The organism is Paenibacillus sp. YSY-4.3, from assembly GCF_054767475.1.
In genome coordinates, this window is record NZ_BAABMC010000001.1 from 273926 (window position 1) to 298717 (window position 24792).

The window sequence follows — 24792 nt, forward strand, 5'->3', positions numbered from 1 at the left end:
GGAAGGATGGGAATTACTTCTTGGTCCGGACTATGGTTCGCTGTAGCGATCCCGTTGATTGTGCTGATGTATCTGTTTAAGCGCAAGTATGTGGATACGCTGGTACCCAGCCATTTGCTGTGGAATCGCGTGCTGCGCAATATCGAGGCCAATCGTCCTTGGCAGAAGCTGCAAAACCGGCTGCTGCTGTGGCTGCAACTTCTGGCTGCGGCACTGCTTGTGCTTGCTCTGATGATGCCGTTCGTTTGGGTCAAAGGAGGCTTGTCGGGACATACCGTTATTGTTGTCGATGCTTCGGCGAGCATGAGTGCGCAGCGAAGCGGAGAATCCGGGAAGGATGCTTCATCCCCTATGGCGATGGATGACCTCAAGGTGAAGGTTAATGAATATATCGACTCGATGGGTACGGATGGCGAGGTTACTTTGCTTAAGTTGGGGATGGAACCGGAAGTGCTGCTCACTCGCGAGACAGATCAGAAGGCCATTCGCGATCAGGTAGATAAGCTGAAGGCCGAATTCGGCAAGGCTGCCTACCGGGAAACGATGTCCCTTGCAGCGGCATTGACGCGGGACGATTCCGATGCAAGGGTGCTCTTGTTTACAGATGAGCAGTGGAGCGAACTGGCAGATGATATTTCGTTTTCAGCTCCGGTAGAGGTTGTATCCCTGAAAGGGGAAGGCGCGAGTAATGCCGCAGTAGAGCAGTTCGGGGTAAAAAACGACGGAGATTTCAGCACAGGGGTAGCTGTCATTCGCAACTATGGCGGAAGGCCGTTTGAGACCGACTTGAAATTGTCCGGGGACGGCCAACTGCTCACTTCGAAGTCCGTAAAGGTGGATAGCGGCAAGGCTGTAACTGTAACCTTCGACGAGCTGCCCGCCGCGGACATTTATAAAATAAGACTGGAGCCTGGCGACGATTATGCGGCGGACAACGAGGCTTTCGCTTTTCGCGAGAAAGGCGGGGTGCCCCATGTGCTGCTCATTTCAGAGGGGAATCTGTTCCTGGAAAAAGCGCTCCAGCTGTCCGGCGCGAGGGTAACCCGAATGGAGCCGGGGACAAGCGCTCCCTCGGACGAATCTGCTAATGAAGGAGATAAGGGCCCGGCACTTCCCAAGGATAAGCCGGATATGATCATCATTGATGGTGCCCCTCCGGCTTATCTTAAGTCCGGCGAGTGGAGCCGCCTAGTCAATGAGACGCCATCCTGGACGCTAGGCGGAGACGGTGAGAAGATTCAGCCTCCTAACGGTAGAACGACCGTTGCTAATCATCCGGTAACCCGCTATATATCGCTCGTTGACGCGCCTTCCGCCGCCCTTCTGGCAAGGGAGTTGCCGCCATGGGGCAAGCCGCTCATGGAAATCGGTTCTAGACCGGCGGCATATGCCGGCACGGAGAACGGAGTCAATCGGCTAGTCTTTCTATTTTCGTTAAGCGACGGCGATTTGCCGCTGCGTCCGGAGTTCCCGGTCATGGTCAATAACGCTGTTCAGTGGCTGCAAACGGGCAGGGCGGCCGGACTTGGCCGTATGGTTGCCGGTGCGGAGCTGGAGATTCCCGTAAACGTGGAAGCTGCTCAGGCTTCATGGGTTGCGGCGGACGGTTATGCTCTGGACATGGGCGCTGCTCCGATTCCGGCGGCTGTAATAGATCAAAGCTTGGCAGCGGTACAAACTGCTCCCCAAATTCCCGGCTTATGGCGGTTTGAGATGAAGGGGGCGGATGGCAGTACATTGCCCGGATATAACCTGGAGGTGATCGCTCATCCGTCCGAATCCGCGATCGGTCAGGCGAAGCCGCTTGGTTTTAACGGCAGTGGGGGCACGGCCGCAGACCAGACTTCAGAAGACGCCCATACTAGTCCGGATACTTCCGGGAAGGCATTGGGCGGCATCGGCCCTAGCTCCAAGCATTCCCTTGTGTATTTGGCTGCATTACTGGCTCTGATCGTAATTATTGCAGAATGGGGGGTGTACCAGCGTGGGCGTTCAATTTAGTCATCCGTGGGTATTGCTGCTGCTGATTCTTGCCGCTGCTGGTGCATTCTACGCGTACCGCTCAGATTTTCGCCTGCATGGCGGGAGGAAGAAATGGGCCGTCGGCCTGAGGGCAACGATCGTTATTTTGCTTATATTGGCCTTGGCCGGTTTTCAGACGTTTACATTGGTTAAAAATAAGGAAGTCGTGTTTCTGATCGACCGTTCCGCCAGCATGGAGAATACGGATGCCGCGATGGCATGGGCAGTGCAGGCATCGGGAGCCAAAGGGGAACAGGACAGCGTTGCCGTCGTATCGGCGGGGCTGGACGGCGCCATTGAGAAGAACCTTGATCCCCTGCCGTTGTCTTCCGGCGGAGCCAAGGCGGAAGTGAATGCGGCATTCACCCATCTGGAGAAGGGTCTTCAACTGGGCAGCAGTTTGTTCGGGGGCAAAGGGAATCAGCGGATCGTCGTCATTTCGGACGGCGAAGAAAATGTAGGAGATGCGCTCTCCGCAGCAAGAACGCTGAAGGAGAGAGGCATCAGCGTCGACGTGCTTCAGGCTCCGGCTAAAGAGCGGAAGGATGCTGCCGTCGAGTCGCTGCATCTTCCGGAGAAACTGTACAGGGCGGAATCTTTTACATTCGAGGTATTGATACGCAGTACTTTTTCCGGCAGCGGCGAACTTCGCTTGTATGAGGATAACCGGGAGATTGGCCGCAAAACAGTTGCCCTGGAGCGGGGGGAGAACCGCTTCGCATTGCAAGGTCTGGCCAGGGAACCAGGGCTCCATCGCTATAAGGCGGAAATTTTCATGGACGGGGACGAGCAGGCGGCGAACAACGAAAGTTATGCTTTTACCCGCGTTACCGGCAGTCCGAAGGTGCTGATCGTGGAAGGGAAGCCGGGAACGTCCTTCAACCTGGAAAACGCACTGAAATCGGGATTAATTCAATACGCAGTCACCGAGCCGGGTTTGCTGCCGACGGAGATGGCGAAATACGCGAGCTATGATAGCATTATCTTCAATAATGTGTCCGGTGAACAGGTCGGCGGCAAGCAGATGGAGCTCATTGAACAGGCGGTACGTTCCTACGGCATCGGTTTTATGATGGTTGGCGGAGAAGAGAGCTTCGGGATGGGCGGGTATTTCAAGACGCCGATCGAGAAGCTGCTGCCGGTCTCGATGGAACTGCAGGGCAAGCGCGAAATTCCGTCCCTGGGGCTCATTCTAGTCATAGACCGTTCGGGCAGCATGGAAGGAGACAACATCAGGCTGGCGAAGGAATCGGCGATGCGGACGGTGGAGTTGCTGCGCTCCAAGGATACGGTCGGGGTTGTCGCATTTGATGACAGGCCGTGGTGGGTTGTAGAGCCGACGAAGCTCGGCAACCAGAAAGATGATGTCATTGCCAAGATCAACAGCATTCCGAGCGCGGGCGGGACGGATATTTATCCTGCCGTAGCGGAGGCGACAGATAAATTGCTGGGCACCGAGGCCCAGCGCAAGCATATCATTCTGCTCACGGATGGGCAGTCGGCGGTCAATTCGGGTTACACTGAGCTGTTAAGCACGATGAATGACAACCATATGACGATGTCCACCGTGGCAGTCGGCGACGGCGCGGACACGCAGCTGCTGGAATCGCTCGCCCGGGGAGCTAAGGGGCGCTATTATTTCGTAAAAGATGCAACGACGCTGCCTACGATATTCAGCCGGGAAGCAGCCATGATTGCCAGAACATATATTGTGGACAAACCTTTCGTTCCTGCGCTTGTGCAGCCAGGAGACTGGCGCGAATCGTTGTCGGGTGGGCTGCCGACGATCTATGGCTATGTGGCCACATCGGCTAAATCGACAGCGCAGACGGTGCTGGCGAGCCCGGAACCCGACCCGCTGCTTGCCCGCTGGCAGTACGGCTCTGGACGAACCGTTGCCTGGACGAGCGACCTGACGGGAAAATGGTCGCGGGATTGGGTGAACTGGCCGGGATTCCCGAATGCGTTCGCAGATATGGTGAAATGGACTTTTCCGCAATTTTCGGCTGCGCCTTTTGAGGTGAGCACTACGGTGAAGGGCAACGAGGTTTATTTTGAAGTGGCCGCATCGGAAGGCGTGACACCGCCCGATGAACTGGAAGCAGTCATTGCAGGCGAGGATTTAAATGATGTTACTGTTCCTCTTATTCAGACGTCACCTGGGATATATAGCGGAGTGACCGCGGTTAGGGAACCTGGATCCTTCCTGATTCACTTGCAGGGCAAGCGCGGGGATGAAGTTGTGGACGGCGGGGGAACGGGCACCGGGTTCGTGATTCCTTACTCTCCGGAATACCGGATTGTGACGGAGGACGCCGGGGAGAAGCTGGCCAAGCTTGCCGCATTAACGGGCGGACGCGTGCTGGCTTGGGAGGAGCCGGGCGCGGCGTTCGACTTCCCGGTGCAGCCGCACAAGTCGCTGCGCAGCTGGGAGCGCGCGCTGCTGATCGCCGCACTGCTGCTCTGGCTCGCCGACATCGCCGTGCGCCGTCTGGCGCTGCCGTGGGGCCGCATGGCGGAGCGGCTGGCAGCCGCCGCCATGCCTTGGCGCCGCCGCGGCGGTACGCCTGCGGCGGCAGAAGCCGGCGCCGCTCCTGCGGGAGCGGACGCCAGGCTGGCCCGGCTGGCCGCGCGCAAGGCGCGAACGGCCAGCTTCTACGGCGCAGAGGGCGGGGGCGATACTGTCGCCCCCGTGGAGCCTGCGCCGCGTGTGGCCCGTCCGCCTGCTGGCGGGACGGGCGGCGAGCCCGCGGGGCTTACGCCGCGGGCCAAGCCGGCTTCCCCTCCGCAGGAGGAAGCCGGAAGCGCGGCTGAGGCGCCGGGCGAGGGCACGTTTGGCCGGCTGCTGGAGGCCAAGCGGCGGGGGCGGCGCTAGCCGCATCTTCACCGCATTTGAATCAAATGCATAAAAAAGTCATCATCCAGGGCAGGGTATGACAAAAAGGGATATGGAAAGGTGCTTAACAACGTGTTACAATATATAAAGTCAAAATGATTTTTTCAAAGTGATTGTTTTGTAACCAAAACGTATTTCTTCATTTACTAAGGAGGAAGCTAGAATGCCACTTTCAGACAACAAGGTCATCGAAAATTTGTCGATCACAACGATTCGTACTCTTGCTATAGATGCGATCGAGAAAGCTAAGTCGGGTCATCCGGGAATGCCGATGGGCGCAGCGCCAATGGGTTACCAGCTGTTCGCTAAGACGATGGCGCATAACCCTGACCAACCAACCTGGATCAACCGCGACCGTTTCGTATTGTCCGCCGGACACGGCTCCATGCTGCTCTACAGCTTGCTGCACTTGAGCGGTTATGATCTTTCCCTTGACGATCTCAAGCAATTCCGTCAATGGGGCAGTAAGACGCCGGGTCACCCTGAGTTCGGACATACCGCAGGGGTAGACGCGACAACAGGCCCGCTCGGACAAGGTATCGCGATGGCTGTGGGTATGGCTATGGCTGAAACTCAGTTGGCGGCTACTTACAACAAAGGCGATTACAAAGTTATTGACCACTATACTTACGGTATTTGCGGTGACGGAGACCTGATGGAAGGCGTAGCTAGTGAAGCGGCTTCTCTCGCAGGCCATCTGAAGCTTGGCAAGCTGATCTTCTTGTATGATTCCAATGATATTACACTTGACGGTAAACTGAACCTGAGCTTCTCCGAGAATGTCAGACAGCGCTTTGACGCATACGGCTGGCAAACGCTGCTCGTAGAAGACGGCAATGACTTGGATGCGATCGAAAAAGCTATCGCCGAAGCCAAAGCGGATACCGAGCGTCCTACACTGATCGAAGTGAAGACGGTTATCGGTTACGGCAGCCCGAACAAGCAAGGTAAAGGCGGATCCGGCGGAACGCATGGTTCACCACTCGGCGCTGATGAAGCGAAGCTGACGAAAGAATATTATAAATGGGTATATGAAGAGGACTTCTACGTACCTGAGGAGGTGCGCGAGCACTTTGCAAAAGTAAAAGCACAAGGCATCGCTGCAAACAAAGCTTGGGATGAGCTGTTTGCGAAATATAAAGCAGAATACCCAGAGCTGGCAGCTCAATTCGAGCTTGCTATTGCTGGTGATCTTCCAGAGGGCTGGGATGCTGATCTTCCTAAATACAGTGCAGAGGACAAACCAGTATCTACGCGCGTGGCTTCCGGTAATGCGCTTAACGGCTTGACTGGCGGCGTTCCTCAGCTTCTTGGCGGATCCGCTGACCTTGAGAGCTCGACGATGACTCACCTGAAGGGCCTGCCGCTCTACACACCTGAATCCCGCGAGGGACGCAACCTGTATTTCGGTGTTCGTGAGTTTGCTATGGCTGCTGCTATGAACGGGATTGCGCTGCACAGCGGTCTTAAAATTTTCGGCGGTACGTTCTTTGTCTTTACTGACTACTTGCGTCCGGCAGTACGTCTGTCTGCGCTGATGGGCCTTCCGGTCACTTACGTTCTGACGCACGACAGTATCGCAGTCGGCGAAGACGGACCAACGCATGAGCCGATTGAACAACTTGCTTCCCTGCGCATCATTCCTAACCTGACAGTAATTCGTCCGGCTGATGCCAACGAGACATCTGCAGCTTGGGCTTATGCGGTTGAGAACAAAGGCAATCCGGTAGCATTGGTACTGACTCGCCAAAACCTGCCGGTTCTTGAAACCACTGCCGAGAAAGCTCGCGAAGGCGTAAAACGCGGCGGATACGTTGTATCTGAAGCGAAGGACGGCAAAGCGGTTGCTCAGCTGATTGCTTCTGGTTCTGAGGTGCAATTGGCAGTTAAAGCGCAAGCGGCGCTTGCTGAAGAAGGCATTCATGTTCGCGTTGTCAGCCTGTCCAGCTGGGATCTGTTCGACAAGCAGGATCAAGCGTACAAAGATTCTGTTATTCTCCCAGACGTTAAAGCACGCGTAGCTATTGAAATGGCACATCCATTCGGATGGGAGCGTTATGCTGGCGAGAAAGGCTCTATTATCGGCATTAGCACGTTCGGCGCATCTGCACCTGGCGATAAAGTCATCGCAGAATACGGCTTTACGGTCGAGAACGTTGTGAAGCATGTTAAAGAGCAGTTGAAATAGATTAGAAAAGCATGAAAAAGGCAGGCACCGTGCATATCGCAAGGGCCTGCCTTTTTTGCCTTGATGAGCGGGGTGGAGTGGCGCTTAAGGTTACTTTGTTGTGTAAAATCGCGACAGCGCAAAATTACAACATTCGGAGATTTATTCAACGATTGTTGCCAATTCAGCACCAGTAATATGCGCATCGGACGGACTTAACGGACCGTGGTTCCGCTATGCCGCTGAAATCGTGAAAAAGCCGGCGCTAACGGACACGGGTTCCGTTATTGGGTGGATTTCGCAGGAATTGAGGCGGTTTTATCAAGGATAGCGTATCCTGTGTCCGTTAGGTGCTGGGAAATGCCGAAAAGTAGTAAATAGCGGACCTCATGTCCGTTAGACCGGGTCGTTTGGGGCGGTGCCCATGAGGTTCGTTAGACCGCGGCGTTTGAGGAATGCGAACCGCTTATTCACCTAAACCGATCTTATCCTGGACACACGCTGCCGAAATAATGGCAGCACAGCATGGGATCGCTAGTTACACTGCTCGTTCTCCAAACTCGTGACGGCCTCTGATACTGGAGCTACAAGGGTATCCCCGACTCCCGTTAGCACTACAAGGGGCTTTAGGCACTGTCCGGATCACTTTCGCGCGGTGTGTCTCTGGCTGGCCTGATGCCAGCCCCCAACGCTAAGCGTCTAGCACAGCACTCAGCCTCCAGCCAGCCCCCAGCCCCCAGCGCCCTAGCCCCAGCGCCTTGGGCCCGGCCAATCGGGCCGGACGCCTGCACGGCCAGGGCCAGACGATCGGCTACAGCTTTTTGCCGCCGATCGTCTGGCCGATCCAGGCCTCGTAGAGCTTGACGACCGAGGAGAGGTCCTCGTCGCCAAAGCCTTCGGTTTGGCCGGCTTGGAACATGCTTTTGGCCATGTTCAGCATCGGGGCAGGGATGCCGGCGCCGTCCGTCATCGAGGAGGCGAGCTTCAAATCCTTGAGCATTAACGAGAGGGAGAATTGATTGGTGAAGTCATGCTCAATGATTTTACGCCCTTTCAATTCCGCTTGCTTGCTGCCAGCAGAGCCGTTCTGGACGAGCTCGAGGAAAAGGTCGGCGGGCAGCCCGGATTTGGCCGCGATGGCAAAGCCCTCGGCCAGAGCAAGGTTGTTGATGCCGACGATCGTGTTATGCGCCAGCTTGGCGACGGCTCCGCTGCCGTTCGGGCCCATGTGGAGTATTTTCTGGCCCATCGTTTCAAAGATGTCCCGCTGCTCGGCGAGCGTATCGGCCGGCCCGCCGATCATGAATACGAGCGTCCCGGCATGAGCGGCTGGGGAACTCCCGGTAACGGGCGCATCGAGGAACTGCCCGCCCAGCCGGGCAATGTCGCCAGCCAATCTATGAACAAGCGCGGGAGAAATCGTGCTGCAGTCAATGACGGTGCTGCCTGGACGAAGTCCTTGCAGAAGGCCCTCATCACCGTCGTAAACGGCGGTGATCGAGGCATCGTCGCTGACCATCGTAATTACGGTGTCGGCAGCTTGAGCCGCTTCCTTTGGAGTGGCTGCTAGAGCAGCTCCTTGCTGGACGAGCGTCTCGGCCTTCTCTGCTGTGCGGTTGAACACGGTAACCTTGTAGTCTTGTTTAAGTAAGTTTGCGGCCATGGGAGCACCCATCGTTCCGAGGCCGATAAATCCGATTTTTTTCATTGCAATCACCTTCTATAAGGAATTGAACAGCATTTAATTATTTTACCATGACTATTGGAATACTGCATATTGTGCCTTGTCTTCATTAGGAATTTACAGTATCCTAGGTGTAAGTTAATTGTGGATAGGGCAGTGAGATAGAAACAATATTGTGTAGACGGAGGAATGAATTACCATGTCTAAAAAAGTCACTTTTGATTACAGCAAAGCTCTCCAGTTCGTAGGCCAGCACGAAATCGATTATTTGACGGAGTCGGTGCGCCTAGCTCATGAACAGTTACATAACGGCACGGGAGCTGGCTCGGACTATCTCGGCTGGATCGATCTGCCGACAGAGTATGATAAAGAAGAATTCAGCCGCATCCAGAAGGCTGCTGCCAAAATCCAAAGCGACTCCGACGTTTTGATCGTCATTGGAATCGGCGGTTCCTATCTTGGCGCACGTGCAGCGATTGAATCGTTGTCGCACTCCTTTTACAATTTGCTTCCGAAAGACAAACGCAAAACTCCGGAAATTTATTTTGCCGGTAACAATATTAGCTCCACTTATGTAAATCATTTGCTTGATCTGATCGAAGGCAAAGACTTCTCGGTTAACGTCATCTCCAAGTCTGGTACGACGACAGAGCCGGCGATCGCGTTCCGTATTTTCCGCGCGGCGCTTGAGAAGAAATATGGCAAGGAAGAAGCGCGCAAACGCATTTACGCTACAACCGACCGCGAGAAAGGCGCTCTTAAGAAGCTGGCAACGGAAGAGGGCTACGAGAGCTTCGTGATCCCGGACGATGTAGGCGGACGTTATTCCGTGCTTACGGCTGTCGGCCTTCTGCCAATCGCTGCAGCAGGCATTAACATCGACGAAATGATGCAAGGCGCTGCCGAGGCTGCCAAGGAATTCAGCAACCCTAACCTGGCCGAGAATGCCAGCTATCAATATGCAGCAGTGCGCAATGCCCTGTACCGCAAAGGCAAAGTAACGGAAATTCTCGTGAACTACGAGCCATCTCTGCATTACGTGTCTGAATGGTGGAAACAGCTGTTCGGCGAAAGCGAAGGCAAAGATTACAAAGGAATTTATCCGGCATCGGTAGATTTCAGTACGGACCTTCACTCGATGGGGCAGTTCATTCAAGAAGGTAACCGGAACATTTTCGAAACGGTAATCCAAGTGACAGAAGTCCCTAGCCATATCACGATTGAATCTGATCCTGCGGATCTCGACGGCTTGAACTTCCTTGCTGGCAAGACGCTGGATTTCGTGAACAAGAAGGCGTTCCAAGGCACGCTGCTCGCTCATACGGACGGACAAGTGCCTAACCTGATCGTTAACGTTCCGGATTTGACGCCGTACTCCTTCGGCTATCTCGTATATTTCTTTGAAAAAGCTTGTGGCATCAGCGGCTACTTGCTCGGAGTAAATCCATTTGATCAGCCGGGTGTTGAAGCCTACAAGAAAAATATGTTTGCATTGCTCGGCAAACCGGGCTTTGAGAAAGAAAAAGCAGAACTGGAAGCAAGATTGTCCGAATAAGATCTTTAAGCAAGTTTCAAAAGGACAAGGGACAACATCGTTTTAACCAGAAGATATCAGCGCCAGGGAAGCAGTTCACCGGAGTATGCCGGTTGGGCTGCTTCTTGGCACATTCTATAAGGATGATCAACTATGCTAGAGCGTTACAAGACGGTTCGCGGAGCCGGAGAGAAGGAAATCGTAATCAAGAAATCGCGTTTTATCGGGCATATTAAGCCGGTAGAAAGCGAGTCCGAAGCGATTGCATTTATTGAAGAAATCAAGAAGAAGCACTGGAATGCCACCCACAACTGTTCCGCCTATATGATCGGGGAACGGGACGAAATCCAGAAGCAGTCAGATGATGGAGAACCGAGCGGAACTGCTGGCAAACCGATTCTGGAAGTGATTAAGCTGCAGGGTCTCAAAAATGTAGCGATCGTCGTAACGCGTTATTTCGGCGGCATCATGCTTGGGGCAGGCGGATTGATCCGGGCTTACACGGACGGTGCGGTTGCGGCAACCGAGGCGGGAGAAGTCATTACCCGCGTGCTTCATCGCGAAATATTTGCCGAGATTGACTACACATGGCTGGGCAAGGTCGAGAATGAGCTGAGAAACCGGGAAATCCGGACGGGAGAGACCGCTTTTGCGGATAACGTCACATTGTTATGTCTGCCGCTGGAAAGCGAGGCGGAAGCCTTTAAAGCTTGGTTAGTCGATTTGACTCAAGGACAGGTCGTATTGAAGGAAGGTAACCAGGTTTACTTTATTAAAGGGGAATAATGCCTATGGCAAGAAGAGCAGTAGAGCAGGAGTTGTCGAGGGAAAGAATAATGGATGCGGCCAGACATTTGTTTATCACCAAGGGATACCGGGGGATATCGATGAGAAGCATCGGGCAGCATTTGGGCTATAGTCACGGTTCTCTTTATTATCATTTTAAAGAGAAAGCGGAGCTGTTTTATGCCATCGTGGTGCAGGATTTCAATCATCTGACCCAACTGTGCACCCAAGTCATGAAATCTCCGCCGGTGGACGGGCTAACCAAAATTGAGCAATTGATGCTGGAATTCATTAAGTTTGGCCTGGAGCATCCGCATCAATATGAAATCATGTTCATGCTTCGGGATGAAGAAATATTGGCCTATTGTCGCAGTGAGCAGGCGAAGTGCTTCGATATGTTCGAATCGATCGTCAGGAGGTTCCTGAAGGAAGAGAGACATCCTTTGGAAAACAACCAGGCATTCCCGCTTAGCATGTTTTTGGGAATCCATGGGTTCATATCGTTCTATATTCAAGATCGGTTGACATTTGATGAAATTATGCCTGCAGCCATTACTCATGTCAAAATGCTTAGTCAGAGCAATTACCGATTGACGTCATAGGACGTTTTTGTTTTCGGTTCGTGCTTTATCCATTTACATTGTTATAGCTGTACTCCTTTATTACATTACTTTAATAACGTAACAAACTTCCAATTCGTAAATACACTATACTACCGCTATCATGGTTTGGTTCGTGACATGCCTCCAAAGGAGTAGTAATCGTACAAATGCATAAACAATAAATAAAGAAGTAAGGTATGAGGATACCCTACTTCTTTATTGTTTTTATATGAACATATTATGAGTTCACTTCAACCCATTCCTGGCGGAGCGGATGATAGAATTTGCCTTGGCCTTGCGTAATTCCGTCCGCAGTGTACGCGGTCATGTTTACTTGCTCCCAATCGATGTGGTCCGTCGTCAGTGCAGCCTCTACATGCGGGATCGAAGCGCCAGCGCGAACGAGCATAATGATCGGAATTTGACCGGCCTGAATCGTTAACCATTGCTGGCCTTCATATACGGCTCCAGTCTGATAATCGACCCATTGTCCTTGCGGCAAGTAGACAGTACGATGGTCAGTTTCCTCGAACAATGGCGCGACGAGAATGTCGGAGCCGAAGAGGTATTGATCTTCGATCATCCAGCAGGTCGGGTCCTCCGGAAACTCCAGGAACATCGCTCTGAGCAGCGGATGGCCAGCCTGCGAGCTTAAATAGGCTTGCGTATAAATATAAGGCATCAGCTTATATTTCATTTCAGCTGCGGCCCGGAAGTCGTCCATGAACGAGTCGCTGTATGCCCAAGGCTCCTTCGGAGGGGCACCGTGGCAGCGGCTGTGGGAGGTCAGCATGCCAAAAGGCATCCAGCGGCGGTATAGCGCCTCTGGGCTTTCCTTCACGAATCCGCCGATATCATGGCTCCAATAAGAGAAGCCGCTTAGGCCGATCGAGAGGGCTGCTCTCAAGCAAGCCAACATGGCGGAATCGGTGTTCTCCGTATCGCCGCCCCAATGGATCGGATAGCGCTGGCTGCCGGCCCAGGCGCTGCGGGCCCAAATGATATGTTCTCCGTTGACGCGTTCGGTCACATCGGCGACGGCTTTGTTGTAGCGGAGCGGATACAAATTATGCTCCAATCGGCCGCTCTGACCGGAATGGAACCGCCCGAAGATCGGTGCGCCTTCGCCAAAATCCGCTTTAATGGCGCTAACGCCCATTTCGAGCAGCTCGGCGATTTTCTCCTGATACCAGGCTACGGTCTCCGGATTGCTGAAGTCGAGAATCGCATCCTCTGTTGGCAGGTTTCCGTCAGGATCGGTAACGACAAGCCCCTTATCGATCAACTCCTGGAAGTAGCGGTTCGTCGGCGTGAAATAAGGAATTTGCCATAGGCTGACGCGAAGTCCCTGCTTGCGCAAATCTTCGATCATTTTCCGCGGATCATCGAACCGGGTATGGGAAAATTCGTAATCGCAGCGCCAATCCTCCTCAAACCATCCTGTGTCAAGGTGAATGACGTCGCATGGGATTTGGTGCTCCTGCAGCTTCTGGGCAACTTCCCGGGTCTGTGCTTCCGAATCATACGTAATCCGGCTCATCCACAGCCCAAAGGACCATAGTGGCGGTACCGGGCTTTTGCCAGTCAATGCGGTATATTCGCTCAGTACTTCTTTTGGATCGCCGAAGAAGAAGAAAAGGTCCATACTGTCGTCATCCATGTAAATCGTATTGGCTGCGTCGTACTCCTTGCCGATATCGAGCGTGATCGGCGCTGTGGAATGGATAAACATGCCGTACTGCCTGCTGCTCAAGAAGAAAGGAATCGGCTTGTACATATCGCCGGTCTGCACGCTGAGCGAGTCGCGGGTCCACAGGTCGATGCGCTGGCCGCGCTTATTCAATCCAGTGAAGGATTCGCCGGTACCATAAATTTTCTCGCCTGGCGACAGGCTGAAGGTAGCTGCGATTTTATGGGACATATCTTGAATAGAACGGGCAAATGAGAATGGGACTGGGTACATATTTTGCAAACTGAAGGTATCTTGATGATGCCAGGTTTGCGTAAGCACTTTACCGTTCGCGTCTTTAAAAGTCAGGTGGAAAGGATGAAGCCCAAGCTCGACCTTTCCGAATTGGCTCTCCCATACATAGCCATCATCGGTCTTTGTGGCCGATGTCCACGTTGAATCCTCGTTGATTTCTCCTGAAATCATGAGAGAAGGCTGCTCTTTGGCAACTTTTCTCCGAGTTTGTATGCGAATACGCGCTGTTCTTGGTGTAACAAAAGAAATATCAAAAGGCATTTCCGGGGATTCCGGGTATTCTACCGGGAACTCCCATGATTGTGTCGGTTCGATAAAGAAGTCGTATTGGTTGAACGCAAGTCTCGGCTTGCGGGTAGAGCGCAGCCACTTGATCCGGCCGCTTCTCGATTGCGGATCGAAGTCGGTGACCTGATCCCCCATAAAGTTCAAGGTATCCGACTGATGAAAAGGAATGCTAACGTCGATAGCTTCATTGAGTCTGCTGGTTTGATAATGTTTCATGGATTTCCCCACCTATATCTATATTATTTAACCGCTCCGCTAGTAAGTCCGCTAATGATATAACGCTGCAATACAATGAACATGGCTAGGACGGGAAGAACGGTTATGGTTGCAAAGGACAACAGATTGTTCCACTGAATGCCGTATTTGCCCATGGAATTGTATACCCCAGCTGTTAGTGGCCACATATCGGAATTACTAATGAAGGTCATGCTATAAATCAAATCGCCCCAGGCGAAGAGGAACGAGAACGTAGCCGATACGACAATTCCCGGGTAAGAGATGGGAATCATGATTCTCAGGAATGCAGTGAATCGGTTGCAGCCGTCAATCATTGCTGCATCTTCAAGCTCCTTCGGTGCATTCAGGAAATAGGTTCTAAGAATGAGCACTGAGAACGGAATTCCAAGTGTTGCTGTTGCGAGAATAGGCGCTGCCAAGCTGTTGAGCAGGGCCAGCTTCTTGAACAAAATAAACATCGGCGTAAGAACTACAGTTACCGGCAGCATTTGCGTGACAAGAAAGAACAGAATCATCCACTTCTTGCCGGGAACGGGGTATCTCGCGAGTCCGTAAGAAGCAGGTATGGCCAGTGCGACGACGATGGCCATCGAACTAATGGCTACAATTAAACTGTTAATAAAGCTTCTGCCAAGTGCACCACCAAGCTGTGAGGTGTAGCCACCTACATACCATTCATTCGGAATCAAGGTTGGGGGCATCTGGAAGATTTCGCCTTGTACTTTGAATGAACTGACGACCATCCAATATATTGGGAACAGGAGCGCGCCTACAATGATGATTCCAGCTATGCTTAATATAAGCTCTTTTGATCTTCGCATTTTTACATCACCTCATCGCTGCGAACCATGCGCAAGTAAATCAGACTTACTATGAAAAGAATGAAGAAAAGAATATTTGAGGCCGCTGCGCCTTGAGAGAAATTGAATTGGTCAAAGGACAGCTTATAGGCCAAGGTCGACAGTACTTCTGTTGCATTTACTGGTCCGCCGGCGGTCATGACGAAGATCAGATCGAACACTTTAAACGTAAAGATGAAGCCCATCATGATGACGATCATAATAACCGGACGAAGCATCGGTAGGGTCATATACACGAACTGTTTGAATTTATTTGCGCCATCGATCGACGCCGCTTCATAAATGTCTTCCGGTAGCGAGGATAACCCGGTGGATAGCAGCATCATGTTAAACGGCGCTCCCACCCATACGTTGGCGATAATGACGCTCCACATAGCAAGCTCCGGATGTGTCAGCCATTCGATCGGCTGATCTACGAAACCGATGGAGAGCAGGACGTAGTTGATAATCCCTACGCTTTGGTTGAACATAAATTTGAACAAGAGAGATGTAATAACGATCGGAACTAGATAGGATACCAGCGTCAAGCCTCTTAGAAATCCAGCCAATCGGAATTTCATATTAAAGAACAAGGCGAGCGCAAAACCGATCGTAAATTGCAGGAAGATGCTCCAAAACGTAAAGAAGAAGGTATTTTTAAACGCGATATGAAAAGAGTCCAGGCCGATGACTTTGCGGTAGTTTTCAAGACCCGCAAACGCGACATCCGGATTGTTCAGCGTCGTCAGATCCAATTGCTGAAAACTGATTTTGATGTTGTAGAAGAGCGGATAACCGATCAATACAAGCATGAAAATAAGTGCGGGCACAACGTAGGCCAGACTGATCAGCAGATTTTTTTTGGTTAATTCCACAAGAAACTGCCCCTTTCTAAGGGATTGTCCTTCCCCAGCACCTTTAAGTTCAGGCGAAGGGGAAGGAGGAATAGAGTCTTTGTTGCTTTACTGACTATTGATTAATAACACTTTTGATTTTTTGTCCGGCTTCTGCAGCTGCAGCGGCTGGATCCATCGTCATAGAGAATGATTTTTGATATGCCTCTTGAATGATGGAGGAGATTTCAGGCCATTTTGGATGCGGACCGCGTGGCTGTGCGGATTGCATTTGCTCCAGGAATCCGCTTAGATATTCGTCGCTCTTCCAGTGGTCGGATTTTTCGGCGACGTCTTTGCGAGGCGAGAAATAGCCTGTTTGCACAAGGAAAGCTTCGAGGTTGTCCGCTTCGGACATCCATTTCAAGAAATCCCAGGCGCCATCTACGTTATTGCCTTTAATGATACCGATATTCTCACCGCCAAGTACGGAAGCATCTTGTTTGTCGATCGGCAGTTTGGCAATGGCAAAATTCATATTAGGGGCATCTGCTTTTACGCCGGCAATGTTCCATGGGCCATTGATCATCATAGCCAGTTTGCCGGAAGAGAATTGCTTAAGAGTGTCACTGTTGGATAGATTAATAACTTCTTTGCTGACGGAGCCGTCTTTGATGAGATCCGTTAAGAAAGTGAATGCGCGGGCAGCTTCGGGAGAATCGATGCTGTCATAGTTAGCGCCTGTGGAAAGCAGCCATGGAAGGAAGTCGAAAGCACCTTCTTCGGATTTAACGGCAGCAAATCCAAGGCCGTGACGATCACTGGTTGTCAATTTTTTGGCTGTTTCGCGAAGCTCGTCCCAAGTTTTAGGCGGCCCGGTGATTCCGGCTTCTTTGAACATGTCGGTGTTATAATAGAGGGCGAGCGTGTTGCTCGTAAACGGAAGGCCATATAGCTTACCTTCATATTTGGCGGATTCGAAAGGGCCATCAAGGTATTGGTCCCCTTGACCCCATTCATTGACACGGTCAGTAATGTCTTCGAATATTCCGGCTGCAGCGAAGGAAGCGTGGTCAGGATTATCGATGGTTACGATATCCGGTAATTCTTCGCCCATTAGGCCTACGGACAATCTTTTCTTCATGTCGCCAAATGGTACGTATTGTCCGACAACTTGATATTGATCCTGCGAGCTGTTGTATTTTTGAATAGCGCCCTTAATCGCAGTTTCTTCATTTCCGCCGAAATAATACCAAAATGTGACTTGTTTTTTGGCTCCGCTGTTACTTGTGTTGTTTTTGTCGGCGTTTTTTTGATCTCCTCCGCATGCGGTGAGCACGAGACTGAAGATCATCATGGCAATGAGGATAAGAGATGCTTTTTTTTTCATATTTAACGAGCCCCTTTGTTTGTTAAAATGAGTTTAAATATGATTGGAATGTTTTAGAAATGATGTACGTTAATCATTTTGAAGCAAAAAGTGCTGCTTGGAGACAAAATGCAAAAAATCACAGAAAGAAATCGGCGTTTTCGCGCAGAGCGACTTCAAGCTTGCTTAAGTTAAGAGATGGAATGAAATCGGTTGGACGAGTCAAATGATCAAACAAGAGCTTGACGGCGTTGTATCCTTGATTATGCGGATCCTGGCAAATCGTCGCTGTAATGATATCTTTTTGCAAATAATCATGTACTTCTGGAGTCATGTCATGACCTATGAGGGCAACGTCAAGACCCCAATTCTCGATGTATTGGGACATAATGGCAAGCTGACCTGTGGCCAGATAAATGCCGTCTACGTCCGAGAGCTGATCTTTCATTAAGTGTTCCATAGAGGCCTCGATATTATTCCTATCCAGTTTGAGAGGGCCGATCATTTGCACGTTGTCGTAACGGCCGATGACTTCGCGAAAGCCCAGGATCTTTTGCTGGAACTGGAACATGTTCTCCGTCTCCAGGATGAAGGCTGTTTTACCTTTGCGGCCGATAAATTTGCACAGCAGCTCTGCGGCTAATTTACCGGCATCCCGATAATCGCAGCCGACGTAAAATAAGCGCTTACTTATTGGAGAGTCAGTGTTGAACGTGCAGGTGGCAATGCCTTTGTTTACAGCTTTGTCAATCAGCTCCGCAATCTCGAAGGAACCGTCGGAGGAGATGGCGATGCCGTCGTATTTGCCGCTGTCTACAACTTCGTTGATCTTTTTGATCTGCTCTTCAATGTTAGAATTCATTGTACGGATGATTTCCACTTGAAGGCCGAAATGAGACAGCTCATCTAGCGCGTTCTTCACGCCGATCTCGATTTGCTCCCAGAAATAGATGGGATAAGTTTGGAAAATGACGGCAATGGATATCATTCTATTCCTGGACAAATAGCTTGCTGACTTGTTCGGTGAATAGTTAAGCTCCTCGACAGCCTGCATGATTCTGTCATAGGTCGCCTTTTTGACATTCCCCCTCTGGTTTAATGCTCGATCAATCGTAGCTACTGATAAACCGAGTTTTTCCGCTAGCGTTTTCACGGTTACCTTGCTGTAAGACTCTTTTGACATGTTCATCACCTTTCACATCCCTGCTCTCGGAATAATCATAAAAGAAAACCTGACGATATGTCAACGTTTTCATTAAAAAAATGATCTACGTTAATCATTTTATATTTCAATTCATTCCTCAATCCCTTTTACAGCAGGGATATGGCCATATCACCCTTCATCAAATGTTATGAAATTAATGAAACGTAATGGATTGACGGTAAAGGCAGGGTTTGGTAAAGTGTTTTTAAAGATTATCAAGCGAGGATATTTGTATGCACCAATATGCACCAACCCATAGGTGCTTTTGTTTTTGATATAATACCGAGTAAATTCATAAGAATAATATATGAAGTGATCCAGATAAAGGGATTCAATGAAAGGGTGTGGCCTGGAATGCATGTGGAAGTAAAAAACTTGGACAAACATTTTGGTAATTTTCATGCCGTAAAAGATGTCAGCTTCGGAATCGAGAAAGGGCAGCTGATCGGTTTGCTCGGGCCGAGTGGTGGAGGGAAAACTTCCATTTTGCGCATGTTGGCAGGTTTGGAACAACCAGATTCCGGGGAAATTCTGTTTCATGGTCAGCGTGTCAATAACCTTGCTCCGCAAGAGCGCGGGATCGGCTTCGTCTTTCAGAGCTATGCCTTATTCAAGCATATGACGGTTTTTGACAATATCGCGTTCGGCCTGCAGGTGAAGAAGGTTCCGAAGGCAGCGATCAAGGAGCGGGTCATGGAACTTGTGGAGCTGACCGGCCTTAAAGGCTTTGAGCAGCGTTACCCGCATCAGCTGTCCGGCGGGCAGCGCCAGCGGGTTGCCTTCGCCCGCGCACTGGCTCCAGAGCCGCAGCTGCTGCTGCTGGATGAGCCGTTTGCCGCGATTGACGCCAAAATTCGCCAGGAGCTCCGTTCCTGGCTCCGCGAGTTGATCGAGCGCGTTGGAATCACGTCTATTTTTGTCACGCATGATCAGGATGAGGCAATTGAGGTTGCGGATGAAATCATGATCATTAGCCAGGGCCGACTGGAGCAGAAGGGAACGCCTTGGGATATTTATAAGGAGCCGATCACGCCGTTCGTTGCTTCGTTTATCGGGCAATCTACGCTAGTGGAGAGAGCTTCCGACTTGAAAGGTTTTGAGGAAGCGGCGGAAGATCCGGGTGTCCGCGCATTCGTGCGTCCGGAGTATATTGAGGTTGGGACGGAGCAGGAGTTCATTTTGAAATCCGCAACTGCTCCAGGGATCGTGCGGCATTTGCACTTCCGTGGAAGCGAATGGCTCGTGGAAGTTGAGGTGGGCGGTCATAAACTAACGACATTCCGGTCGCTGGAGAAGGAGACTCTTCATGCCGGGCAGGAGGTAAGGGTGCTGGTGCACCGCGCGTATCTGTTTAATGACGAGAAGAGCTGGATTGTAGAAAATCCGTTGAAGGCCGATCCATTGAGCGTAATGATTTAGTTTCTGTATGCATCATATCGTTATTCTGACAACCGTCCTTGGATTCATGAGGACGGTTGTTTTTGATGGGAGACGAAAAGTTATGCTGAGAATGTGTGGAGGGGTTATTGCTTGGTGATTATTTGGTGGCGGGTTCACACTTATCTTACATAGGATGACTGAGGGCTGAGGATATGGATGCAAGGCAAGTCTGTGTTATGATCGAATTGATGACATTGTGTTAAACCGGATTAAATAGAAATCGATATCAATAGACTATCTTTGTGGACAACGGGGTGACTAGGAAGTGAGTAAAGGAGCACATGACGACAGGGCCGGGGAGACGGCGGATCAACTAGATGAACTAATGGACGAACAATTGAATGAACGGCTGAATGAACAACTGGATGAGCAGCTGGATGAGCAATTGAGTGAACAACAGGATGGACGATTGAAAGTACAATTCAATGAACAACTGGCAGACAGCATGACCGAGGCAGTTGGGGATCGATTAACGTTTTGGGGAACAGGAGACGCGATGGGCGTACCCAGGGTATATTGCGAATGCGAGGTATGCTGTGAAGCGAGACAACAGGGCACTAATCGTCGGTATCGCTCGTCCGTCCTGCTAGAAGGCAGGGAGGGAACAATCCTTATCGATTGCGGCCCGGATTGGCGTGAGGCGATGGAGCGGAAAGGCCTGCGTTTTATAGATCATATTGTGGTGACACATGCTCATTTCGATCATATCGGCGGACTGCCGGAATGGGCGGATTCCTGCCGCTGGTTGAACCGGCGGGGACAGCTATATGCGCCGCAGGAAGTGATCGACTTGATTTTGCGCCAATACCCGTGGCTGCCGGCACAGTTGGATATGCATGCGATAGATCAAGGTTTTGATTTGGCTGGGTGGCATATCGAGGGCTGGAAGGTATTTCACGGCAAAAATGGCTATTCCTACGCCTATCGTTTGACTAAGCGAGGATACACCTGGGCCTATTGCTCTGACGCGATCGCGCTTTCCGAGGAACAGAAGGAGCCGCTTCACGGATTGGATTTGCTCATTCTTGGAACGAGCTTCTATGTGGAAAAGGCCGAATTTTCGACCCGCTCTGTATATGACATCCAAGAGGCGCTGGAACTGCTTCAGGAAGTTCGGCCAAAGCGCTCGCTATTTACCCATATGTCCCACGATATCGACTTGCGCCGCGACTACGCACTGCCCGAAGGCGTGGAGCTGGCTTATACAGGACAGATGGTTGAGTTGAGTTAAGATATCATGCATCAAGATTGATCTGGAAGCTTGCATGGTTGTAATTATGAGAATGCAAGGAAAAGGTTGATATTGATGCAAGTACAGGAAAGTTCTCTTATGGAGACGTAAATACGGCATACTAATGCGAAAACTACACGGCCCCTTAATTGACTGGAGTCATCCTTTCCAGTAAATTTAGCTACTGATTTATGACTGTACCTAGTTGGTGAGGAGTAAGGACAAGGTAAGGTAAGGTAAGGTAAGGTAAGATAAGATGAGATAAGGTAAGATGAGATAAGGTAACTAGATGTATTTCCTGCAATTAGTTCAGCGGTTTTGGCCGTGTTAGAGGTAACTAAGTGCAAAACCTACATTTAGTTTTAAGCTTTTTCGACGAATGAGCTCTATTCAGGCAAACTAACTGCATGTTTTGCATTTAGCACATGTAATTTTGATAAAATAGCTTAACTAGCTGTATAAAATACATTCCGCTTATGAATTATCAAAGAATGCTCTCGAAAATTAGAGGGAAATTGTGAAATGCAGCAGAATACTACAGTTTTACAGCATTATTGCTCCCGTAGTGATTCATTCCTTAGCTTAAATTCAGATTCAAATACAAGAACCTCACATTCCTAAAAATGCGAGGTTCTTTATTGTGACGCTAATCTATGAATGTTCGGCAAACATTACGCTTCCCGGTTGAAAATGAACTTGTCGATCGCGTGCTTCACTCCATCCTTGTTGTTGCTCAGAGTGACATAATCGGCGATTTCCTTCAGCGCCGGGATTGCGTTGCCCATTGCGACACCGAGTCCGGCGGCTTCCAGCATTTCATGGTCATTCCAGGAATCCCCGATCGCGATCGTCTCATGCAATCCGCAGCCGAAATGATTTGCGATGAATTTCAGCGCATGGCCCTTTGTCCCTTCTTTGTGCATGAACTCCAGGAAGTTCGGCTTAGACTTGGTAATATGCACCGAAGGCCCAAGCAGCTCGCGAAGCAATGGGGCGATTTCGTCTAAATAATCGGGCTCGTCGATAATGAGCATTTTTGGCGTAGGCTGGGCTACGAGTTTGGCAAAATCCGGCTCGATAAAATACTCCGTATTGTTGAGGGAAGTATAGTCGATCAGCTTCTGATTCTCTTCTCTCGAATACAGCTTATCATCGATATATGTTTGCAAATGCAAATTGTGCTCGACGCAATAGTCAAAAAGCTTGCTGGCTGCATCCAGAGGGAGGTAGCGCTCGTATAGCACCTTCTCGTCGAGCAGATTTTTGACGTAGGCGCCCTGGTACGTAATGATCGGCACGTTGAGGCCGGTCTGGCGCGCGATAGCCTGAGCTGAGGAATAGGCTCTGCCGGTCGCTAGCGTAACGACGACTCTTGCTGCGACCGCTTCTTCCAATGCCTTTTGCGTGGCTGGAGTAACCTCTTTGTTATCGTTAATTAAAGTATCATCAATATCAATTGCAATGAGCTTATACATCGTCTGAATATCTCCTCTTCTAGTCATGATTGAAGCAACAATTAGCAACGACCGTTAAGTAGCACCCTTAGTAGGAAGCGAGGGGATGCTTTCTTTCATGTCGGCAGAATTCGGGGCGGATGAGCTTTCACTTCACTGATCCGGACTCTGCCCCGCTTTTAATTCGGCAAGAATCATCCCGGTAAAAATAAAGCCGCAGCCCAGCAGCGCAGACCATCCTAACTGCTCGCCGGCGAACAGCACGCCAGTAATCGCTGCGAATACGGGTTCCATCGCGTAAATGACGGCAACCCGGGCAGGGCTCGTATAGTTTTGGCAGACGGTCTGAATCCAAAAGGCAAATGCGCTAGTCGGGCCGATCGAAACGAGAAGCGCCAGCAGCACCTCGGGTCGCAGCAGCAGTTCCGTCGTTTGGGCCAAAGTTCCGACATGCTCGGTCATGAGGGAGGCAGCCAGACTGAACAGTCCGGTTACCCCCAACTGGACTGTAGCCAGCGGCAGCGCCGGATAACGCGGGGCATAGAGCCCGGTAAAACCGATATGCAGTGCAAAGGCAAGGGCACAGAACAGAATCAGGATGTCGCCGCGGTTCAGTGACAAGCTGCCGTTCGTGAACGTTAGCAGGTACAGCCCGGCTGCAGCGAGCATCGCGCTGATCCAGGTAAAAGCGGACAGCTTGTGACTGAACAGAATTACCGACAGGAACGGTACAAGCACCACTGACAAGCCGGTGATGAATCCGGCATTAGAGGTCGTCGTATAGAGCAGCCCGACCGTCTGAAAACCGTAGCCCGCGCACAAAAACAGTCCCAGCAGCATGCCATGGCCAAGCAAGCGCAGATCGAACCGCCGCCAATCCTTCCGGTAGAATAGCGACGTAATGATCGCCAGCAGCAGGGAGGCTCCGATGAACCGGATCGCATTAAAGGCGAGCGGCGGGAGAGCCTGCACCGCATTTTGCACGATCAGGAAGGTGCAGCCCCACATCATGGCGACAGCCAGCAGGCTAAGGTCGGCGATGCGTGAGCGCGGCATGTTCATTATTTTCACGATTGGCTACTCTTTCAGGAAGACCAGGCCCACGAAATCATCAAATTCCAGGTTGCCGAAATAGTGCTTGATGTCGATGCCTGCTAGCGCCTGGCGAACCGCCTCTTCCTCATGGCGCACCCCGCGCAGCTTGTCCTCGATATCGGTGACATCGCCTACCCCGAAGAAATCGCCGTAAATTTTAATATCCTGGATATGGCCGTCTTTAATGTCCATGCGCAGATCGATGATGCCTACCGGGAATTTTTTCGAATGCTTTACATTGGATTCCGGGGACAAGCCGAAATTCCAATCCCAATTTTTATAACGTTCCTTGGAAATTTCGTGGATCTTGCTCCAATCGTCCTCGGTCAGACGATATTGCGGGACCTTGTCCGCCGCATCCATACTGAAAATAAACCGCAACAGTTCGGCGCGGAATTCCTCGATCGTCATTTTTTGCTCCAAAAAGTCAATGATATTAGCTACCCGGCTGCGCACGGATTTGGTGCTCTTGGATTTGAATTTCTCCGGATTCGCATGCAGCGAAGCGGCGACATCATTCAAATTCAGGTTGAACATCAGCGTACCGTGGCTGAACATGCGGCCGCGCGTGGAGAACTGGGCGTTGCCGGAGATTTTCTGCTCGCCGACCTGCAAATCGTTGCGGCCCGTCATCTCTGCATTGACGCCAAGAGATTGCAGCGCTTCAACGACCGGCTGGGTAAACTTGCGGAAATTGTGGAAGGATTGTCCGTCATCTTTTGTGATGAAGCTGAAATTCAAGTTGCCCAGATCGTGGTACACCGCACCGCCGCCGGACAAACGGCGCACGACCTGGATATTATTCTCTTTGACGTAATCGAGATTGATCTCCTCAATCGTATTTTGATGCTTGCCGATAATGATCGACGGCGCATTAATGTAGAACAGCAAATAGCTGTCATCTTCGAGCGGAAGATGCTTCAGCGCGTACTCCTCGATGGCCAGATTGACCGAGGCGTCGGTAATCCCTTGGTTATCAATAAACAGCATGATTCTTCCTCCATCCAAATCTATATTTGTAATCTGCAAATTTGAAATATCCTATCGTTCATTGTAAACCAATTAAGGCTGAAACCAAAGGAAAAAAGCGGGTGCCGTCATTTTTCATATATTGCTAAGCTCGGGGT

At 50.9% G+C, this 24792-nt stretch carries 18 protein-coding genes; 8 read left to right on the forward strand and 10 right to left on the reverse strand.

All coding sequences use genetic code 11. The features are described 5' to 3' along the window. The first annotated feature begins 6 nt into the window (after window positions 1-6). From ACYUJT_RS01250 to tkt, 3 genes are all read left to right on the forward strand, one after another. Entirely contained in the window at window positions 7-2001 is a 1995-nt protein-coding gene (locus tag ACYUJT_RS01250; protein ID WP_460318193.1) for a vWA domain-containing protein, read from the forward strand. Beyond that, window positions 1985-4897: a VWA domain-containing protein gene (locus tag ACYUJT_RS01255; RefSeq protein ID WP_460318195.1), complete on the forward strand. Its 2913-nt coding sequence runs from the start codon at window positions 1985-1987 to the stop codon at window positions 4895-4897. The genes ACYUJT_RS01250 and ACYUJT_RS01255 overlap by 17 nt, the downstream gene beginning before the upstream one ends. A 184-nt stretch (window positions 4898-5081) precedes the next feature. Beyond that, window positions 5082-7106: a transketolase gene (gene tkt / locus ACYUJT_RS01260; protein WP_460318197.1), complete on the forward strand. Its 2025-nt coding sequence runs from the start codon at window positions 5082-5084 to the stop codon at window positions 7104-7106. Window positions 7107-7711: 605 nt separating this feature from the next. Here tkt and ACYUJT_RS01265 read toward each other — a convergent pair. After that, window positions 7712-7876 (reverse strand): hypothetical protein, encoded by a 165-nt coding sequence (locus ACYUJT_RS01265; protein WP_460318199.1) that lies wholly within the window; start codon window positions 7874-7876, stop codon window positions 7712-7714. A gap of 20 nt (window positions 7877-7896) precedes the next feature. Further along, complete coding sequence (locus ACYUJT_RS01270; protein ID WP_460318201.1) at window positions 7897-8793, reverse strand: NAD(P)-dependent oxidoreductase; 897 nt, start codon at window positions 8791-8793, stop codon at window positions 7897-7899. Between the two features lie 175 nt (window positions 8794-8968). Between ACYUJT_RS01270 and ACYUJT_RS01275 the strand changes: the two genes are divergently transcribed. The 3 genes from ACYUJT_RS01275 to ACYUJT_RS01285 all read left to right on the forward strand — a co-directional run bounded on the left by ACYUJT_RS01275 (window position 8969) and on the right by ACYUJT_RS01285 (window position 11691). Next, on the forward strand, window positions 8969-10324 hold the full coding sequence (locus tag ACYUJT_RS01275; RefSeq protein WP_460318203.1) for a glucose-6-phosphate isomerase: 1356 nt from the start codon (window positions 8969-8971) through the stop codon (window positions 10322-10324). Window positions 10325-10456: 132 nt separating this feature from the next. After that, window positions 10457-11089: a YigZ family protein gene (locus ACYUJT_RS01280; RefSeq protein ID WP_460318205.1), complete on the forward strand. Its 633-nt coding sequence runs from the start codon at window positions 10457-10459 to the stop codon at window positions 11087-11089. Window positions 11090-11094: 5 nt separating this feature from the next. Next, a complete protein-coding gene (locus ACYUJT_RS01285; RefSeq protein ID WP_460318207.1) occupies window positions 11095-11691 on the forward strand; it encodes a TetR/AcrR family transcriptional regulator in 597 nt (198 codons plus the stop codon). 238 nt (window positions 11692-11929) lie between these two features. Here the strand turns inward: ACYUJT_RS01285 and ACYUJT_RS01290 are convergent, their stop codons facing one another. From ACYUJT_RS01290 to ACYUJT_RS01310, 5 genes are all read right to left on the reverse strand, one after another. Continuing rightward, the gene (locus ACYUJT_RS01290; RefSeq protein WP_460318209.1) at window positions 11930-14179 is read right to left on the reverse strand and encodes a glycoside hydrolase family 31 protein; all 2250 of its coding nucleotides are present in this window, start codon (window positions 14177-14179) and stop codon (window positions 11930-11932) included. A gap of 23 nt (window positions 14180-14202) precedes the next feature. Beyond that, on the reverse strand, window positions 14203-15021 hold the full coding sequence (locus ACYUJT_RS01295; protein ID WP_460318211.1) for a carbohydrate ABC transporter permease: 819 nt from the start codon (window positions 15019-15021) through the stop codon (window positions 14203-14205). 2 nt (window positions 15022-15023) lie between these two features. Then, window positions 15024-15914 carry a carbohydrate ABC transporter permease gene (locus ACYUJT_RS01300; protein ID WP_460318213.1) on the reverse strand — a complete coding sequence of 297 codons (891 nt, stop codon included), beginning with the start codon at window positions 15912-15914 and terminating at the stop codon, window positions 15024-15026. A 94-nt stretch (window positions 15915-16008) separates the two neighbouring features. Next, a complete protein-coding gene (locus ACYUJT_RS01305) occupies window positions 16009-17262 on the reverse strand; it encodes an ABC transporter substrate-binding protein (RefSeq protein ID WP_460318215.1) in 1254 nt (417 codons plus the stop codon). Between the two features lie 118 nt (window positions 17263-17380). Then, a complete protein-coding gene (locus tag ACYUJT_RS01310; RefSeq protein ID WP_460318217.1) occupies window positions 17381-18430 on the reverse strand; it encodes a LacI family DNA-binding transcriptional regulator in 1050 nt (349 codons plus the stop codon). A 369-nt stretch (window positions 18431-18799) separates the two neighbouring features. On the opposite strand from ACYUJT_RS01310, the gene ACYUJT_RS01315 reads away from it, so the two are divergent. Then, window positions 18800-19864, forward strand: a complete 1065-nt coding sequence (locus ACYUJT_RS01315) for a sulfate/molybdate ABC transporter ATP-binding protein (protein WP_460318219.1) — start codon at window positions 18800-18802, stop codon at window positions 19862-19864. 466 nt (window positions 19865-20330) lie between these two features. Next, window positions 20331-21116, forward strand: coding sequence for an MBL fold metallo-hydrolase (locus ACYUJT_RS01320; protein ID WP_460319717.1), 786 nt, complete (start codon window positions 20331-20333; stop codon window positions 21114-21116). Between the two features lie 671 nt (window positions 21117-21787). On the opposite strand, the gene ACYUJT_RS01325 is transcribed toward ACYUJT_RS01320, so the two are convergent. From ACYUJT_RS01325 to ACYUJT_RS01335, 3 genes are all read right to left on the reverse strand, one after another. Then, a complete protein-coding gene (locus tag ACYUJT_RS01325) occupies window positions 21788-22591 on the reverse strand; it encodes a Cof-type HAD-IIB family hydrolase (protein WP_460318221.1) in 804 nt (267 codons plus the stop codon). A gap of 132 nt (window positions 22592-22723) precedes the next feature. Further along, window positions 22724-23626 carry a DMT family transporter gene (locus ACYUJT_RS01330; RefSeq protein ID WP_460319718.1) on the reverse strand — a complete coding sequence of 301 codons (903 nt, stop codon included), beginning with the start codon at window positions 23624-23626 and terminating at the stop codon, window positions 22724-22726. Between the two features lie 21 nt (window positions 23627-23647). Beyond that, a complete protein-coding gene (locus ACYUJT_RS01335; RefSeq protein WP_460318223.1) occupies window positions 23648-24655 on the reverse strand; it encodes a lipoate--protein ligase in 1008 nt (335 codons plus the stop codon). Window positions 24656-24792: the final 137 nt, after the last annotated feature.

Excerpts from the sequence above, each read along its gene's own strand:
- ACYUJT_RS01295 (WP_460318211.1), bottom strand. The coding sequence starts at position 15,021 with ATGCGAAGATCAAAAGAGCTTATATTAAGCATAGCTGGAATCATCATT.
- ACYUJT_RS01275 (WP_460318203.1), top strand. The coding sequence starts at position 8,969 with ATGTCTAAAAAAGTCACTTTTGATTACAGCAAAGCTCTCCAGTTCGTA.
- tkt (WP_460318197.1), top strand. The coding sequence starts at position 5,082 with ATGCCACTTTCAGACAACAAGGTCATCGAAAATTTGTCGATCACAACG.
- ACYUJT_RS01315 (WP_460318219.1), top strand. The coding sequence starts at position 18,800 with ATGCATGTGGAAGTAAAAAACTTGGACAAACATTTTGGTAATTTTCAT.
- ACYUJT_RS01305 (WP_460318215.1), bottom strand. The coding sequence starts at position 17,262 with ATGAAAAAAAAAGCATCTCTTATCCTCATTGCCATGATGATCTTCAGT.
- ACYUJT_RS01270 (WP_460318201.1), bottom strand. The coding sequence starts at position 8,793 with ATGAAAAAAATCGGATTTATCGGCCTCGGAACGATGGGTGCTCCCATG.
- ACYUJT_RS01330 (WP_460319718.1), bottom strand. The coding sequence starts at position 23,626 with ATGCCGCGCTCACGCATCGCCGACCTTAGCCTGCTGGCTGTCGCCATG.
- ACYUJT_RS01310 (WP_460318217.1), bottom strand. The coding sequence starts at position 18,430 with ATGAACATGTCAAAAGAGTCTTACAGCAAGGTAACCGTGAAAACGCTA.
- ACYUJT_RS01335 (WP_460318223.1), bottom strand. The coding sequence starts at position 24,655 with ATGCTGTTTATTGATAACCAAGGGATTACCGACGCCTCGGTCAATCTG.
- ACYUJT_RS01285 (WP_460318207.1), top strand. The coding sequence starts at position 11,095 with ATGGCAAGAAGAGCAGTAGAGCAGGAGTTGTCGAGGGAAAGAATAATG.
- ACYUJT_RS01325 (WP_460318221.1), bottom strand. The coding sequence starts at position 22,591 with ATGTATAAGCTCATTGCAATTGATATTGATGATACTTTAATTAACGAT.
- ACYUJT_RS01250 (WP_460318193.1), top strand. The coding sequence starts at position 7 with ATGGGAATTACTTCTTGGTCCGGACTATGGTTCGCTGTAGCGATCCCG.
- ACYUJT_RS01280 (WP_460318205.1), top strand. The coding sequence starts at position 10,457 with ATGCTAGAGCGTTACAAGACGGTTCGCGGAGCCGGAGAGAAGGAAATC.
- ACYUJT_RS01290 (WP_460318209.1), bottom strand. The coding sequence starts at position 14,179 with ATGAAACATTATCAAACCAGCAGACTCAATGAAGCTATCGACGTTAGC.
- ACYUJT_RS01320 (WP_460319717.1), top strand. The coding sequence starts at position 20,331 with ATGACCGAGGCAGTTGGGGATCGATTAACGTTTTGGGGAACAGGAGAC.